This is a genomic window from Kitasatospora sp. NPDC056531 (assembly GCF_042794375.1).
In the GTDB taxonomy this organism is placed as follows: Bacteria; Actinomycetota; Actinomycetes; order Streptomycetales; family Streptomycetaceae; genus Kitasatospora.
Genome location: NZ_JBHTTU010000040.1, coordinates 61,581 through 76,724 on the forward strand (window position 1 = coordinate 61,581; position 15,144 = coordinate 76,724).

The window sequence follows — 15,144 nt, forward strand, 5'->3', positions numbered from 1 at the left end:
TCACCCTATTTCGAGGATCTTCTCCCGCATCGCGTACACCACCGCCTCCATCCTGGAATGCAGTTGGAGCTTCTCCAGGATGTTGCGCACGTGGTTCTTCACCGTGTTCTCGCTGATGAACAGTTCCTTGGCGATCTCCCGGTTGTTCATCCCGGTCGCCACCAGCTTGAGCACCTCCAACTCCCGGTCGGTGAGCCGGGGTGCGGGCACCAGGTCCCGGTCGTCGGAGCGGCGCTGGATCATCGACTTGAACTCGGTGAGCAGTTTGGAGGCCATCGACGGGCTGATCTGCGACTGCCCGTCGGCAACCGCGCGGATCGCGGTGGCGACCTCGTCGGTGGAGATCTCCTTGAGCAGGTAGCCGGTGGCCCCCGCCTTGATCGCCTCGTAGAGGTCAGCCTCCTCGTCGCTTATCGTCAGCATGATGATCTTGGTGCTGGGCGCCACGTCCTTGATCGCCGTGCACGCCTCGATCCCGCTGCGACGCGGCATCCGGACGTCCATGAGGATGATGTCGGGCAGCAGGTCGGCGGCCTTCAGCACCGCCTCGGCGCCGTCCCCGGCCTCGCCGACGACCTTGATGTCCGGCTCCTCCGCGAGCACGATCTCCAGCCCCCGGCGGAACAGCGCGTGGTCGTCCACCACCAGCACGCGGATCGGCTCACCCCGGCGCGGCGCGTACGCGGGCTCCTCCTCCGGCCCCGGCGGCAGCCCGGCGACCGGCCCCGCACCGGGCCCCAGCCCGAAGTGATCCCCCATCCGCTCCTCCCCCTTCGCGGGTCGTCGTCCGCCAATCATTCCACGCCCCGCCGTCGCCACGGTCACCCTCCGGCGCCGATTCCCCCGCATCGGGTGACCCCTCGACCCCAGTGCGCCCGAGCACCGTTCGAACCCGTCCGGTCGCGGCGCCCGACCCGCCCCGCCCCACCGTACGGCCGGCCCCGCCGCCGAACGCCGGTGACCCCGGCGGCCGCTGCCGCCGGGGTCACCCCTCCATCACTGCTCAGACGGTCAGTCCTCGTCGTCGGACCGACCGATCGCACCGCCCGCGCCGCTGGCCACGCCGGCCGCCATGTCGGGCTGCACGTGGATGACACCGTAGTGGTAGCCGTGTCGGCGGTACACGACGCTCGGCAGGCCACTGTCCTTCTCCACGAACAGGTAGAAGTCGTGGCCGACCAGCTCCATCTCGTAGAGCGCCTGGTCCAGCGCCATGGGGGCGGCCGAGTGCGTCTTCTCCCGGACCACCAGCGGGCCTTCGCCCTCCACCTCCAGGGATCCCATCATGGTCTTGCGGACGGCTCCGTTGGCCTCGCCCTCGGTCGCGGTCGTCGACGGCAGCGCGGCCAGGGCCGCGGTCGCCTCGGCGACGCTGATGGGGGTGCGGCCGTTCGCGCCGCCCTTGTGCACCCGACGCCGGTCCGCGGACTTGCGCAGCTGCGCGTCGAGCTTCGCCGACGCCAGGTCGAGCGCCGCGTACGGGTCGGCGGCGGCGGCCTCGGCCCGGATCACCGGGCCCCGGGTACGGAGAGTGATCTCCACGCGGTCAGACCGGTCGGCCTGCCGCGGGTTGTGCTCCTTGGACACCTCGACGTCGAGGCTGATCACCTTGCCGTCGAATTTCTGGACCTTCTCCAGCTTCTCGGCCACGTGCTCGCGGAACCTCTTGGGCACCTCGGTCTTGCGGCCCTTGACGACGATGTCCACGCAGAACTCCGATCCCTCGTGCTGACGCCGATCCGGGTGCTACCGGACCGGACTGAGCTCCAGCTGGACCAGCCCATCCACTGCCGGCCCCCCGCCCCCGCCGCCAGCGGCGGAAACGACTGGCCCTCATCTCACTTCCTCCCCATCAGGGACGGTTGAAACCCCCTGGAGCCTTATCGAACACCTCACGCGGGGATTTCGCCTCCCCAGGCCAGGAAGTGGGTATGACCCGATACTGCGGGCGGGCGGTCAAACTGCTGCACCCTGTCTACCCTCCTGCGAGTGAAGTATGGGTAAATACCTAGACAACACCCCCCATACGGCGCATCCTTTGCTGACTCTCCGTGTCTGCCGCCGCCAGGAGCAGCCGTGTCGCCGACCCCCTCCCCCACCCCTCCGCCGTCCGCCCGGGCACCCTTCGCCCACGCACTGTCCGGGCTGTTGGACGTCCTGCTCCCCGCCGACTGCGCGGGCTGCGGCACCGAGCGCACCCAGCTCTGCCCGGCCTGCCGGCACACGCTGGCCACCGCCCGTCCCGGCCCCACCCTGCTGCCCTGGGCGCATGCCGCCGCCCCGTACACCGACCCGGTCCGGCAGCTGCTGCTCGCGCACAAGGAACGCGGCGCGCTGCGGCTGGCCGGGCCGCTCGGGGAGGCGCTCGGACGGGCGGTGCGCTCCGCGCTGGGAGCCCGGGCCGGGGCCGCGCCGTTGCTGCTGGTCCCAATGCCCTCGGCCCGTGCGGCCGTCCGCGCCCGCGGCCACGACCCGACGCTGCGGCTGGCCGGGGCCGCCGCCCGCTCGCTGCGCCTGGCCGGCCTGGACGCCCGGGCGGCGCCGCTGCTGCGGCACGTCCGTCCGGTCGCCGACCAGACCGGGCTGAACGCGGCCGAGCGGCGGCGCAACCTGCACGGGGCACTCACCGTCCTGCCGCGCGCCCGACGCGGCCTGGCCGACCGTCAGCCGGTGCTGGTGGACGACCTGGTGACGACCGGTGCGAGCCTGGCCGAGGCCGCCAGGGCGCTGGCCGACGCCGGACTGCCGGCCCGGGCGGCCGCCACGGTCGCGGCCACCGCGGTGCGGCCGGAGGGCTGATCCGTCGGAGCGTGCGTCAGGCCGGGGCTCGCGCCGGCCGCGCGTCGAGCCGTACGTCTGGTCGCGCGTCAGCCCGCGTAGAAGAAGGAGCGGGCCTTGTCCAGCAACTGGGCCTCCCGCCACTGGTTGTTGACCAGCCGGTAGACCTTGCCCTCGGCCACCGCGAGCACCGGCGGCGCCGGAACCAGGCTATCCCCCCGGGACTCCGAGGCCGAGACGCTCAGCATGCCGAGGCCGCCCTGCAGCTGACTGTCCGTGCTCTGCGAGCCGTCGGTGCTGATGTAGTACAGCTGCTTGGGGCGGTCCGCCTCGTTGCCGAGCACCAGCAGCTGGTCGCTCTCCGCCCAGGACACCGAGGCCACGTCGGTGAGCGAGGGCGCGGCCCGGCGCAGCCCGGTGATCTTCGCGGTCGGCGCCGCCGCGGTGCCGCCGTGCACCACCAGGCCGAACATCAGCGAGCTGGTGGCCACGCCCGGGGACTTCACCACCAGGGCGACCCGGGTGCCGTCGGAGGAGATCCGCAGCGCCTGCACGGTCTGCCCGGTCAGCCCCTCGACCGGCACGGTGTACGACTTGTTGCCGCGCGCCATGACCACCCGGGGGCCCTGCGGGTTGCGGTCCACCACCCACAGGTCGCCGCGGCCGTCCCAGCTGGGCGAAGCGAGGCCCTCGTCCTTGCTGCCCGCCTTCACCGGCGAGCTGAGCAGCGGCTCGGGCATCGCCACGGTGCTGTCGGACAGCGCCACCGAATAGAGCTGGCGGCCGTCCGCGCTGATCGCGGCGGCCCAGGAGCCGTCCCGGCTGACCGCGACGGAGCTCGGCTGGGCGGCCGGGTTCGTCTGCGGCTTGCCGAGCACGCCGTGCACCGGGTCCCCGGTGCGGCCGTCGTCGGTCGCCATCAGGACGCCGTTGTCGGAGCGCTGGTAGTACTGGACGGACGTCTGGGCGGTCAGGGCGCCCGGGCCGGTGGCGGGCGCGTCGGTGCGGCTGGCCGTGCAGGAGCCGCGCTGCCCCTTCAGCTCCAGCCGCTCGACCTGGCCCTTGCCCTGGTCGGCGAGGGTGTAGAAGAGCTGGGTGGCCATCCGGCGGCAGGCCGTCGGCTCGCCGAGGTCCGCCCCGCCGAGCTGCACGTGGGCCGCCCGGCTGTCGTCGATGCTGACCTTGTCGACCGAGGCGCCGGCCGGGAAGGCCGTCCGGACCACCGGCGAGAGCCAGTTCGAGGGTCCGGCGACCAGAGCCTTGGCGGCCGCGGTCAGCGGGTCTATCCGGCGCCGCAGGTAGATCGGGTCGGCGACCAGCACCTCCTGGCCGCCGTTGCCGGAGGACGGGTCCGGGGCGGTGTAGAAGAAGCGCTCGACCTGCCGGAAGCTGTTCCGGAAGTTGGTCTCGTTCATGATCACGCCCGGCGGCAGCGTGTCGATCCGCCACTCGCCGTCCTTCTCCCGGACGAAGGTGAAGTCGGAGGAGGCGTTGTTGTTCTGCCCGGCGACCAGCAGGTACGAGTGCTTCTCGTCGACCGTGGCGACCATCTGCCCGGTCACCGTCTCGGAGACCGTGGTGTCGGCGTCGGAGACGGCCTGACCGGGCTCCTTGATGGTCGTACTGGCGAGCACCTGGATGCCCGCCTCCGGGTTCCAGCTCGCGGCGGCGCTCTCGGTGAGGTACTTGCGCGCGGTGTCGTACCCCTCGTCGGCCGTCACCGCGTCCAGGAACCCGGTCAGCAGCTCACGCGGCTTGGCGCCCTTGCCGGGCGCCACCGGGTAGACCCTGGCCTGCAGGTTCTTGTCGGCCGAGCCCTGGGACAGCTCCACCTTGGTGATGCCGCCGGAGTCCGGCATGGCCGCGCAGCCGCTCGCCACCAGGGCGCCGAGCACCGCGCCGGCCACCGCCGTGAGCCGCGGCTCAGTCCTGCTGCTCGTCCTTCGCACGCTGCGACCCCTCCAGGTCCGTCCCACCCGTCACGTCCGGCTCCGCCGTCCGCTGTGCCACCGACGGCCGTCCAGGCGTCGGGTCCACCATGACCTGGGCGCCGGTGGCGCCGTAACCGGCCCCTGCGGTCCGTACGTCCGAGGGGTCCGAACGCGGCCCCTCGGGCAGCCGGTTCCGGCCCAGCTCGGGGCCGATGTTCAGCACCCCGCCGAGCCCGCTGCCCAACCCGCTGCCGGGCCCCTCCGGCGCCTCCGCCTGCTCCTCGACGGCGGTCAGCGCGGTCGAGCCGGCCGGGGCGATCGCCCGCCGGTACGGCGTGCCGTAGGCGCCCAGGCCCCGGTTGTTGCGGGAGTCCTCCGGCTCCAACCGGAACGGCGCCCGGTTGATGTCGCCGCCGCGGGTGCGCGGCAGGGTGAGCCGGAAGTGCGAGCCGCCGCCGGGCTCGCCCCAGGCCTGGAGCCAGCCGCCGTGCAGGTGGGCGTCCTCGACCGCGATGGACAGGCCGAGGCCGGTGCCGCCGGTGGTGCGCACCCGGGACGGGTCCGCCCGCCAGAAGCGGTGGAACACCCTGGACGCCTCGCCCGGCTTGAGGCCGATGCCGTAGTCGCGCACGCCGACCGCGACCGCGCCGTCGGCCGAGCCCAGCCGGACCACGACGTCGCGGCCCTCGCCGTGCTCCAGCGCGTTGACCACCAGGTTGCGCAGGATGCGCTCGATCCGACGGGAGTCGACCTCGGCCAGCACCGGCTCGCCGTCGCCGCGGATCACGATCGCGCTGCCCTTGGCCTGGGCCAGCGGGTCGGCGGCCTCCACCACCCGGGCGACGATCTCGCGCAGGTCGACCGGCTCGGCGTCCAGGATCGCGGCGCCGGCGTCGAAGCGGCTGATCTCCAGCAGGTCGGCCAGCAGCGACTCGAAGCGGTCCAGCTGGCCCTGGAGCAGCTCCGCCGAGCGGGCCGCCATCGGGTCCAGGTCCTCGCGGCTGTCGTAGATCAGGTCGGCGGCCATCCGGACCGTGGTCAGCGGGGTGCGCAGCTCGTGCGAGACGTCCGAGACGAAGCGCCGCTGGACCCGGGACAGCTCCTCCAGCTGGCGGATCTGCGCCTGGAGCGCGTTGGCCATCCGGTTGAAGGACTCGCCGAGGCGGGCGATGTCGTCCGTCCCGGTCACCTTCATCCGCTCCTCCAGGTGCCCGTCGGCGAGCCGCTCGGAGATGCCGGCGGCCATCCGCACCGGGGTGACCACCTGGCGCACCACGACCCAGGCGATGCCGCCCATCAGGATCACCACGAACACGCCGGCGGTCGCCAGGGTGCCGGTGATCAGGTTGAGGGTGTCGGTCTCCTGGCCGAAGGAGAACACGTAGAACAGCTGGTAGCTGGTCCCGGCCGGGCCGACGAACTGCATGCCGAGGGCCAGCCCGGGCTCGCTCTTGCCGCCGCTCTCGGGCGAGCGGTGGATCCGGGTCGGCTGGTCGAACATCTGGCCGGGCTCGTCGAAGAGCTTGGCCCGCAGGGTGTCCGGGACGCTGCTGGGCTGGATGTCGCCCGAGTAGCGCGGCGCGAAGCCGGCCGTGTCCGGGACGACGGCACCGGTGCCGGGGGCCATCGCGATCACCGAGTAGACCGTCTGCCCGCTCGCGGCCAGGTCGTTGACCTGCCGCAGCAGCCAGGTGCCGGTCTCCTCGGTGGTCGGGTCGGCGGTGTTGCGCAGCTTGAGGTCGCGGGCCTCGTCGATCTTCTTCTGCTCGACCTGGAAGCCGATCCGGGCCTGCGCCCGGGCGGCGTCGATCTTGGTGTCGAGCAGGCCGGTGCGCACCTGTGCCACCACGACCACGCCCAGCACCAGGACCACCGCGATGGAGGCCAACAGGGAGACCGCGACCACGCGCAGCTGGATCGAGCGGCGGTACAGCGCGGACGCCCGGTGCACGGGACGGCGGAACTGGCGCTTCATCAGGCCGAAGACTCCGAAAGGGCCGCGACGGCGGCGGGTGGTCGAACTCAGCACGTCCCCGCGCACGGCCCCCGCCCCGCCGGTCGCGGTACCCGGCGGGGTGTCGTCAGCCCGGTCCGTCACGTCAGCTGGGTCCGGCCTTGTAGCCGACGCCGCGGACGGTCACCACGATCTCGGGGCGCTCCGGGTCCTTCTCGATCTTGGAGCGCAGTCGCTGGACGTGGACGTTGACCAGGCGGGTGTCCGCCGCGTGGCGGTAGCCCCAGACCTGCTCCAGCAGCACCTCGCGGGTGAACACCTGCCAGGGCTTGCGGGCCAGCGCGACCAGCAGGTCGAACTCCAGCGGGGTCAGCGGGATGCTGCGGCCGTCCCGCTTCACCGAGTGGCCGGCCACGTCGATCACCAGGTCGCCGATGGTCAGCTGCTCGGGGGTCGGCTCCTCGGCGCGGCGCAGCCGGGCGCGCACCCGGGCCACCAGCTCCTTGGGCTTGAACGGCTTGGTGACGTAGTCGTCGGCCCCGGACTCCAGGCCCACCACGACGTCGACCGTGTCGGTCTTCGCGGTCAGCATGACGATCGGAACACCGGACTCCGCCCGGATCTGCCGGCACACGTCGATGCCGTCCCGACCGGGCAGCATCAGGTCGAGCAGCACCAGGTCCGGCTTGCTCTCCCGGAACGCGGCTAGCGCCTTGTCCCCGTCGGCGACGAAAAACGGCTCAAAACCCTCACCACGCAGCACAATGCCGAGCATCTCGGCCAGTGCGGAGTCGTCATCAACGACGAGGACGCGTCCCTTCATGCGTCCATCTTCTCATTACCGGATTGTGACCTGCCGCACAGCAGTGCCAATGCTCCACAACGGCCAACTCCTCCACCGGGGCATTCCGGCCATACCGGGCGAATAACCCTCGCCGGAGCGCCTCCGAACGGTCCGGAACCTGCCGTCCCACCTCCCGGAAAGCCCTGTTGCCGATCAGCAACCGGATACCCCTGGGGCCTGTTCGGGCCCCATGGCACGATGGGCACCGCGCGCGGGCGAAAGATCCGCCCGGAGCCGCGCCCGTGACGCCCTCCGAGGAGCAGTGATGACCGACACTCCGGGCTGGGCCTCGCCCAGCTCGTCCGAGCCATCCCGCGACGGCACCCGGCCCCCGGCCGACGCGCCCGCCGCCGTGCCCGGACCGTCGGCACCACCGCAGGCCACCCCCGGCTGGAACACCCCGCCCGGACAGTCCGCCCGGGGCGGACAGACGCCCGGCGGCCCGAACCCGTACGGCTGGAGCGCCCCGCGCAGCCCCCGGCCCGGGGTCATCCCGCTGCGCCCGCTCGCCGTCGGCGAACTGCTCGACGGAGCCGTCACCACCGTGCGCCGGCACTGGCGCACGGCCCTCACCCTCTCGCTCGGCATCGCCGTCGTCGACCAGGCCGGGGCGATCGCCTCCGAGCTGCTGGTCAACGGCAAGACCGGCGCCTCCACCCAGCTGCTCACCCTGCTGGCCCGGATGCCGGTGCTGCTGCTGCTCAACGCGCTCGCCACCGCACTGCTCACCGTGGTGGTCAGCCGAGCCGTCCTCGGCCGGCCGGTGACCGCCGGGGACGCCTGGCGCGACGCCCGTCCCCGGCTGCTGCAGCTGCTCGGGCTCACCGTGCTCACCACCCTGATGAGCGCCGGCGTGGTACTGCTCGGCTTCACCCCGCTGCTCGGCTACCGGGCCGGCGGCTCCGGCACGCCCGGAACGGAGGCCCTGCTGGCGTTCGTCGGCCTGCTGACCGTCCCGGTCGCCGGCTGGCTGCTGATCCGCTACAGCTTGGCCGCCCCCGCGCTGATGCTCGAGAAGCAGGGCGTGGTGACGGCGCTGTCCCGCTCGCGGCGGCTGGTCCGCGGCTCCTGGTGGCGGGTCTTCGGCATCGTCCTGCTGAGCAAGGTGCTGTCGGTGGTCGTCGGGATGGTCCTGCTCATCCCGGCCCGGTTCATCGGCCTGGTGCTCGGTTTCGGCAGCGTCGACGGCCTCGGGGACCCGGGCAAGCAGTCCATCGGCATGCTGGTCATGGTCGCCGTCGCCGGGATCATCGCCTCCGCGCTCACCACCCCGTTCATGGCCGCGGTCGGCGTGCTGGTCTACATCGACCAGCGGATCCGCCGCGAGGCCCTGGACATCGAGCTCGCCCGCGCCGCCGGCCTGCCCGAACAGGGCGGCACCGACTGGAACGGCCGGGCCGACCAGACCCCGGCGAGGCGCTGAGCCGGATGCCTATCTGGGGGGACAGGCTCCTCGCCGCCGGCGGCGCCCCGGTCACCGTTCCGCGTGACCCGGCCCGCGACGCCGCCCGCGAGGAGCTGCTCAACGCCGAGTACCACAAGAACGACCCGTCCGTCCTGAAACGGGTCACCGACTGGTTCTGGGACCACATCAACCACGCGCTCGGCAGCATCTCCGGCGACGGCACCGACGGCACCACCGGACTGGTGCTCTTCCTGATCGTCGCCGCACTGATCGCCGCCGCCGTCTGGTGGCGCCTCGGCGCGCCCAAGCGCGCCGCCCGCACCGTCCTGGGCGTGTACGGAACCGAGGGCCCGCGCAGCGCCGCGCAGTACCGGGCGGACGCCGCCGGACACGCCGCCGCCGGGCGCTGGACCGAGGCCGTCCGCGAGCAGATGCGCGCACTGGTCCGAGCCCTGGAGGAGCGCACCCTGCTCGACACCCGCCCCGGGCGCACCGCCGACGAGGCCGCCGCCGAGGCCGGCCGGGCCCTGCCCGAACACGCCGCCGCGCTGACCGCGGCCGCCCGTACCTTCGACGACATCGCCTACGGCGACCGGACCGCCGACCAGGCCGCGTACCAGCTGCTGCTGGACCTCGACCGGACCCTGGAACGCACCCGCCCGGCCCTCGCCCAGGCCCCGGTCACGGCCTCCGCCCCTCCGACCACGGGAGGAGCCGCATGACCAGCACCGCCCCCGCTCCCCCCGCCGCCGAGCAGCCCGCCGCCGCCCCCGCACCGACCAGCCTCGCCCCCACCGGGCGCGGCCTGCTCCGCCGGGCCCGCTGGTACCTGGTCTTCCTCGTCGCCCTGCTGATCAGCGCCGTCTGCATCGCCACCCTCGGCCGGGGACACCGGTACCCGCCGGCCGACCCGCGCTCCTACGACGCCGACGGCACCCACGCCGTGGTCGCGCTGCTCGAACACCAGGGCCTCAAGACCGACCTCACCACCGACCCCGCGGCCGCGACCGGCGGCGCCGACACCCTGGTGCTGCCCGAGCCCGACCTGCTCGACAAGGCCCAGCTGCGCGCCATCGCCGCCGCCGGGCACAAGCGGCTGATCCTGATCGCCCCCGGCCCGACCGCCCTCACCACGCTCGTCCCCGGCATCCGCCCCTCCGACGAGGACGGCGGCGTTCCGTACGCCCCCGTCCGCAGCACCCACATGAGCTGCTCGCTCCCCGAGGCCGTCCGGGCCGGCAGCGCCTCGATGGGCGGCATGCTCTACACCAGCGGCAGCCGCGGCGAGGGCTGCTACCCGCACGGCCACAGCTACCCGCTGGTCAGCACCCCGACCGAGGACGGCGACGTCATCGTGCTGGGCAGCGGCACCTTCCTGACCAACGGCGAGCTCGCCAAGGACGGCAACGCCTCGCTCGCGCTCGGCCTGCTCGGCTCGCAGCCCCGCCTCACCTGGCACCTGCCCGACTACAGCGCCCCGCCGGCCGAGGGCACCCACCTCAAGTCCTTCAACGACTACCTCCCCAAGGGCTGGCACTGGGCCTTCTACCAGCTCGCGATCGCCGCCGGCCTGGCCGCGCTCTGGCGCGGGCGCCGGCTCGGCCCGGTGGTCAGCGAGAACCTGCCCGTGGTGGTCCGCGCCGCCGAGACCACCGAAGGCCGCGCCCGCCTCTACCGGCGGGCCAAGGCCCGCGGCCGGGCCGCCGAGGCCCTGCGCCGCGCCGCCGCCCACCGCCTGGCCCCCACCCTCGGCGTCCCGTTGCAGGCCGGCGCGCCCGAGCCCGAAGCCCTCTGCGCGGCCGTGGCCGGCCGCCTCCCCGCACACCCCGCCGGGGACGTCCGGGCCCTGCTGTACGGCCCGCCCCCGACCGACGACGCCGCACTGCTGCGGCTCGCCGACGACCTCGACGCCCTCGAAAGGCAGGTACGGAACCCGTGACCGAACAGGCAACCGCCCAGCTCCGCATCACCCCCGGCACGGCACCCGCCACCCCCGCCACGGCGCCCGCTATCCCCGCCACCGACCCGCGCGCGGCCCTGACCGCCCTGCGCGCCGAGATCGGCAAGGCCGTGGTCGGCCAGGACGCCGCCGTCACCGGCCTCGTGGTGGCGCTGCTCTGCGGCGGCCACGTACTGCTGGAGGGCGTCCCCGGCGTTGCCAAGACCCTGCTGATCCGCACCCTGTCCACCGCGCTCAGCCTGGAGACCAAGCGGATCCAGTTCACCCCCGACCTGATGCCCGGCGACGTGACCGGCTCGCTGGTCTACGACGCCCGCACCGCCGAGTTCTCCTTCCAGCCCGGCCCGGTCTTCACCAACCTGCTGCTCGCCGACGAGATCAACCGCACCCCGCCGAAGACCCAGGCCGCCCTGCTGGAGGCCATGGAGGAGCGGCAGGTCACCGTGGACGGCGAACCGCGCGCGCTGCCCGTCCCGTTCCTGGTCGCCGCGACCCAGAACCCGGTCGAGTACGAGGGCACCTACCCGCTGCCCGAGGCCCAGCTGGACCGCTTCCTGCTCAAGCTGATCCTGCCGCTGCCCGACCGCGACCAGGAGTTCCAGGTCCTCTCTCGGCACGCCGCCGGCTTCGACCCGCGCGACCTCGCCGCTGCCGGCGTCCGCCCGGTCGCCGGGCCCGAGCACCTGGCCGCCGCCCGCGCGCAGATCGCCGAGCTGACCGTCTCCCCCGAGGTCCTCGCCTACATCGTCGACCTCTGCCGCGCCACCCGGCAGTCCCCGTCGCTGTCCATCGGCGTCTCCCCGCGCGGCGCCACCGCCCTGCTCGCGGCCTCGCGCGCCTGGGCCTGGCTGGCCGGGCGCGACTACGTCACCCCGGACGACGTCAAGGCGCTCGCCCTGCCCACCCTGCGGCACCGCGTCGCGCTGCGCGCCGAGGCCGAGATGGAGGGCGTCACCGCCGACTCCGTCATCCAGGCCGTCCTGGCGCAGACGCCCGCCCCCCGCTGACCCACCGCCCTCAGATCCACCGCCCGTCGGCGTCCCGGGGCTTCCGGCCCCACGGGCAGCCGAATCGACGGGCTTCCGAATCCACGGGCTTCCGAAGGAGCGCATCCGCATGGCCCTCACCGGGCGAACCGCCCTGCTCGCCGCGCTCGGCGCGCTCGTCGTGGGCCCGTTGCTGGCCTCCTGGGCCGGGATCGGACTCGTCACCGGCGCGGTCCTGCTCGCCGTCCTGGTCGACCTGGTGCTCGCCGCCCCCGTCCGCAGTCTGCGGATCGACCGGGGCGGCGACACCACCGTCCGACTCGGCGAGAACGCCTCGGTCGAACTGACCGTCACCAACGCCTCCGGGCGGCCGCTCCGAGCCCTGGTCCGCGACGCCTGGGCCCCCTCCGCCTGGCGCCCCGGCACCGCCGAGACGGCCTCCCGGCACACCCTCGCCGTCCCCGCCGGCGAACGCCGCCGGGCGACCTCCGTACTCACCCCGAGCCGCCGCGGCGACCACCACGCCCACCGGGTGACGGTCCGTTCGCACGGCCCGCTCGGCCTGGCCGCCCGTCAGGGCTCCCACGACGTCCCCTGGACGGTCCGCGCGCTCCCCCCGTTCACCAGCCGCAAGCACCTGCCCTCCCGGCTCGCTCGACTGCGTGAACTCGACGGCCGCACCTCGGTGTTGACCCGCGGCCAGGGCACCGAGTTCGACTCGCTGCGGGAGTACCTGCCCGGCGACGACGTCCGCTCCATCGACTGGCGCGCCAGCGCCCGCCGACACACCGTCGCCGTCCGCACCTGGCGGCCCGAACGCGACCGGCACATCCTCGTCGTCCTCGACACCGGCCGCACCTCGGCAGGCCGGGTCGGCGACGCACCCCGCCTGGACGCCGCCCTCGACGCCGCCCTGCTGCTCACCGCCCTCGCCACCCGCGCCGGCGACCGGGTCGACCTGCTCGCCCACGACGCCCGCAAGCGCGCGGCCGTGGTCGGCAACTCGGCGAACGAGATCCTGCCCGCCTTCACCAACGCGATGGCCGTCCTGGAGCCCGCGCTGCACGAGACCGACATGCGCTCGCTGGTCTCCACGGCGCTCAAGATGGCGCCGCACCGCTCGCTCATCGTCCTACTCACCGGCCTGGACGCGGCGCCCGTCGAGGACGGCCTGCGCCCGCTGCTGCCGCTGCTCACCAAGCGCCACGAGGTCGTCCTCGCCTCGGTCGCCGACCCGCACCTGGACGTCCTCGCCGCCGGACGCGGCACCCTGGAAGCCGTCTACGGCGCCGCCGCCGCCGAGCAGACCCGCGCCGACCGCCGCGCCACCGCCGACCGGCTCACCCGACACGGCGTCACCGTCCTCGACGCCCCGCCGAGCCGGATCGCCCCGGGGCTGGCCGACACCTACCTGGCACTGAAGGCCGCCGGTCGGCTGTGAGTTGACCCGATGGGTCAGCTGAGTCAGCTGCCTCAGCTGTTGCGGCCCGCGTTCAGCCGAGCGGCCTGGCACGTCAGGTAATCGCGCTCGGCGAGGTTGGACGCCTTGTGCGCCGCCTCGGCGTACTGCCTGGCCGCCGTCGCCAGATCGCCGTCGCGCTCGTGGAGGTACGCCGACACCGCGGTGTAGCGGGGCAGCGATTCGTCCAACTCCCCGAGCGCCGCCAGCCCGGCGCGCGCACCGTCGGCCTCGCCGACCGCGACCGCGCGGTTGAGCCGCACGACCGGGCTGTCGGTCAGCCGCACGAGCTCGTCGTACCACTCCACGATCTGCACCCAGTCGGTCTCCTCGGCGGTGGGCGCGTCGGCGTGCAGCGCCGCGACGGCGGCCTGCGCCTGGAACTCGCCCAGCCGGTCGCGGGCCAGGGCCGCCTGCAGGATCCCGACGCCCTCGGCGATCAACCCGGTGTCCCACCGACCGCGGTCCTGCTCGGCCAGCGGCACCAGGCTCCCGTCCGGCGCGATCCGCCCGGCCCGCCGGGCATGGTGAAGCAGCATCAGCGCAAGCAGGCCCGCCACCTCGGGGTGGTCGATCGCCACCGCGAGCTGCCGGGTGAGCCGGATCGCCTCAGCAGCGAGGTCGACGTCGCCGGAGTAGCCCTCGTTGAAGACCAGGTAGAGGACCCGCAGCACGGTGGCGACATCGCCCGGCTGCTCGAAACCCACGCCGGAGACCGTGCGCTTGGCACGGCTGATCCGCTGCGCCATGGTCGCCTCGGGCACCAGGTAGGCCTGGGCGATCTGGCGGGTGGTCAGCCCGCCGATCGCCCGCAGCGTGAGCGCGACCGCGGACGACGGTGTCAACGACGGGTGGGCGCACAGGAAGTAGAGCTGGAGCGTGTCGTCCACCTCGGCCGCGGGCCCGGGCTCCGGCTCCTGGTCGACGAGGTCCTCACGCCTGCGGCGAGCGGAGTCCGCTCGGGTCGCGTCCAGGAACTTGCGCCAGGCAACGGTGACCAGCCAGCCCTTGGGGTCCCTCGGCGGATCGGCCTCCCAGACGCGGACCGCCTCGATCAACGCCTCCTGCACGGCGTCCTCGGCCGCCGCGAAGTCAGCTCCGCGGCGGACGAGGACGCCGATCACGCTCGGGGTGAGGCTCCGGATCAGAACCTCGTTCATCGGAGACGTCATTCCGTGATGGTCGGCGGCATCGCCAGGAACGGACGAAGCTCCAGCCACTCGTGGATCGGCTTGCCCCCGGCCCCGGGGGCGGCCGACAGTTCCCCGGCCAGCTCGACGGCGCGCTCGTAGCTGTCGACGTCGATCACCATCCAGCCGGCGATCAGGTCCTTGGTCTCGGCGAACGGACCGTCGGTGACCGGCGGACGCCCCTCGCCGTCGTACCGCACCCACGTTCCCTCGGGCGCCAGCGCCTGGCCGTCGACGAACTCGCCGGTCTTCTCCAGCCGGGCCGCGAAGTCCTGCATGTACTTGATGTGCGCCGTGACCTCCTCCGGCGTCCACTGGTCCATCGGCACGCAGTTGACCGCCGTCGGGGCGCCTCGGTAGTGCTTGAGCAGCAGGTACTTGGCCATCGTGCTTCTCCCTCGGTGCTGATGCGACCCATTGTGGCCGCGTTCACCCCGGGGACGGAGCAGGCCACGGGTTCTCGACATCACCGGCCAAGATTTTTTCGCTGCCGACGACCCGGAAACGCGAAGAACCCCCATCCGGAATCCGGATGGGGGTTCTTCTGAATGATTGTTCGGCGGCGTCCTACTCTCCCACAGGGTCCCCCCTGCAGTACCATCGGCGCTGTGAGGCTTAGCTTCCGGGTTCGGAATGT

At 73.5% G+C, this 15,144-nt stretch carries 13 protein-coding genes and 1 rRNA gene; 6 read left to right on the top strand and 8 right to left on the bottom strand.

Going from position 1 to position 15,144, the window contains the following annotated elements:
• Together ACFQ87_RS28310 and hpf are read right to left on the bottom strand one after the other, a co-directional pair.
• Positions 1–759 (bottom strand): response regulator, encoded by a 759-nt coding sequence (locus ACFQ87_RS28310; protein ID WP_380613669.1) that lies wholly within the window; start codon positions 757–759, stop codon positions 1–3.
• Between the two features lie 252 nt (positions 760–1,011).
• Positions 1,012–1,707, bottom strand: a complete 696-nt coding sequence (hpf, locus tag ACFQ87_RS28315; protein WP_380613670.1) for a ribosome hibernation-promoting factor, HPF/YfiA family — start codon at positions 1,705–1,707, stop codon at positions 1,012–1,014.
• A 369-nt stretch (positions 1,708–2,076) separates the two neighbouring features.
• Between hpf and ACFQ87_RS28320 the strand changes: the two genes are divergently transcribed.
• Positions 2,077–2,799 carry a ComF family protein gene (locus ACFQ87_RS28320; RefSeq protein WP_380613671.1) on the top strand — a complete coding sequence of 241 codons (723 nt, stop codon included), beginning with the start codon at positions 2,077–2,079 and terminating at the stop codon, positions 2,797–2,799.
• A 68-nt stretch (positions 2,800–2,867) separates the two neighbouring features.
• Here the strand turns inward: ACFQ87_RS28320 and ACFQ87_RS28325 are convergent, their stop codons facing one another.
• The 3 genes from ACFQ87_RS28325 to mtrA all read right to left on the bottom strand — a co-directional run bounded on the left by ACFQ87_RS28325 (position 2,868) and on the right by mtrA (position 7,486).
• Positions 2,868–4,727, bottom strand: a complete 1,860-nt coding sequence (locus tag ACFQ87_RS28325; RefSeq protein WP_380613672.1) for an LpqB family beta-propeller domain-containing protein — start codon at positions 4,725–4,727, stop codon at positions 2,868–2,870.
• Complete coding sequence (gene mtrB / locus ACFQ87_RS28330) at positions 4,702–6,684, bottom strand: MtrAB system histidine kinase MtrB (protein WP_380613682.1); 1,983 nt, start codon at positions 6,682–6,684, stop codon at positions 4,702–4,704. Before mtrB ends, ACFQ87_RS28325 begins: the two co-directional genes overlap by 26 nt.
• Before the next feature lie 124 nt (positions 6,685–6,808).
• A complete protein-coding gene (mtrA, locus tag ACFQ87_RS28335; RefSeq protein WP_030283937.1) occupies positions 6,809–7,486 on the bottom strand; it encodes an MtrAB system response regulator MtrA in 678 nt (225 codons plus the stop codon).
• A gap of 286 nt (positions 7,487–7,772) precedes the next feature.
• On the opposite strand from mtrA, the gene ACFQ87_RS28340 reads away from it, so the two are divergent.
• The 5 genes from ACFQ87_RS28340 to ACFQ87_RS28360 all read left to right on the top strand — a co-directional run bounded on the left by ACFQ87_RS28340 (position 7,773) and on the right by ACFQ87_RS28360 (position 13,299).
• On the top strand, positions 7,773–8,930 hold the full coding sequence (locus tag ACFQ87_RS28340) for a hypothetical protein (protein ID WP_380613673.1): 1,158 nt from the start codon (positions 7,773–7,775) through the stop codon (positions 8,928–8,930).
• 5 nt (positions 8,931–8,935) lie between these two features.
• Positions 8,936–9,634 (top strand): DUF4129 domain-containing protein, encoded by a 699-nt coding sequence (locus ACFQ87_RS28345; protein ID WP_380613674.1) that lies wholly within the window; start codon positions 8,936–8,938, stop codon positions 9,632–9,634.
• Positions 9,631–10,851 carry a DUF4350 domain-containing protein gene (locus ACFQ87_RS28350; protein WP_380613675.1) on the top strand — a complete coding sequence of 407 codons (1,221 nt, stop codon included), beginning with the start codon at positions 9,631–9,633 and terminating at the stop codon, positions 10,849–10,851. The genes ACFQ87_RS28345 and ACFQ87_RS28350 overlap by 4 nt, the downstream gene beginning before the upstream one ends.
• A 71-nt stretch (positions 10,852–10,922) precedes the next feature.
• Positions 10,923–11,879, top strand: coding sequence for an AAA family ATPase (locus ACFQ87_RS28355; protein WP_380613683.1), 957 nt, complete (start codon positions 10,923–10,925; stop codon positions 11,877–11,879).
• Between the two features lie 109 nt (positions 11,880–11,988).
• Positions 11,989–13,299, top strand: coding sequence for a DUF58 domain-containing protein (locus ACFQ87_RS28360; protein ID WP_380613676.1), 1,311 nt, complete (start codon positions 11,989–11,991; stop codon positions 13,297–13,299).
• Between the two features lie 32 nt (positions 13,300–13,331).
• On the opposite strand, the gene ACFQ87_RS28365 is transcribed toward ACFQ87_RS28360, so the two are convergent.
• The 3 genes from ACFQ87_RS28365 to rrf form a co-directional block, all read right to left on the bottom strand.
• A complete protein-coding gene (locus tag ACFQ87_RS28365) occupies positions 13,332–14,477 on the bottom strand; it encodes an RNA polymerase sigma factor (protein WP_380613677.1) in 1,146 nt (381 codons plus the stop codon).
• 8 nt (positions 14,478–14,485) lie between these two features.
• On the bottom strand, positions 14,486–14,893 hold the full coding sequence (locus tag ACFQ87_RS28370) for a YciI family protein (RefSeq protein ID WP_380613678.1): 408 nt from the start codon (positions 14,891–14,893) through the stop codon (positions 14,486–14,488).
• Between the two features lie 168 nt (positions 14,894–15,061).
• Positions 15,062–15,144 (bottom strand): 5S ribosomal RNA (rrf, locus tag ACFQ87_RS28375); the annotation flags it as partial.

Coding starts and splice junctions, on each gene's coding strand:
- ACFQ87_RS28370 (WP_380613678.1), bottom strand. CDS start 14,893: ATGGCCAAGTACCTGCTGCTCAAGCACTACCGAGGCGCCCCGACGGCG.
- mtrB (WP_380613682.1), bottom strand. CDS start 6,684: ATGAAGCGCCAGTTCCGCCGTCCCGTGCACCGGGCGTCCGCGCTGTAC.
- mtrA (WP_030283937.1), bottom strand. CDS start 7,486: ATGAAGGGACGCGTCCTCGTCGTTGATGACGACTCCGCACTGGCCGAG.
- ACFQ87_RS28350 (WP_380613675.1), top strand. CDS start 9,631: ATGACCAGCACCGCCCCCGCTCCCCCCGCCGCCGAGCAGCCCGCCGCC.
- ACFQ87_RS28340 (WP_380613673.1), top strand. CDS start 7,773: ATGACCGACACTCCGGGCTGGGCCTCGCCCAGCTCGTCCGAGCCATCC.
- ACFQ87_RS28310 (WP_380613669.1), bottom strand. CDS start 759: ATGGGGGATCACTTCGGGCTGGGGCCCGGTGCGGGGCCGGTCGCCGGG.
- ACFQ87_RS28365 (WP_380613677.1), bottom strand. CDS start 14,477: ATGAACGAGGTTCTGATCCGGAGCCTCACCCCGAGCGTGATCGGCGTC.
- ACFQ87_RS28345 (WP_380613674.1), top strand. CDS start 8,936: ATGCCTATCTGGGGGGACAGGCTCCTCGCCGCCGGCGGCGCCCCGGTC.
- ACFQ87_RS28360 (WP_380613676.1), top strand. CDS start 11,989: ATGGCCCTCACCGGGCGAACCGCCCTGCTCGCCGCGCTCGGCGCGCTC.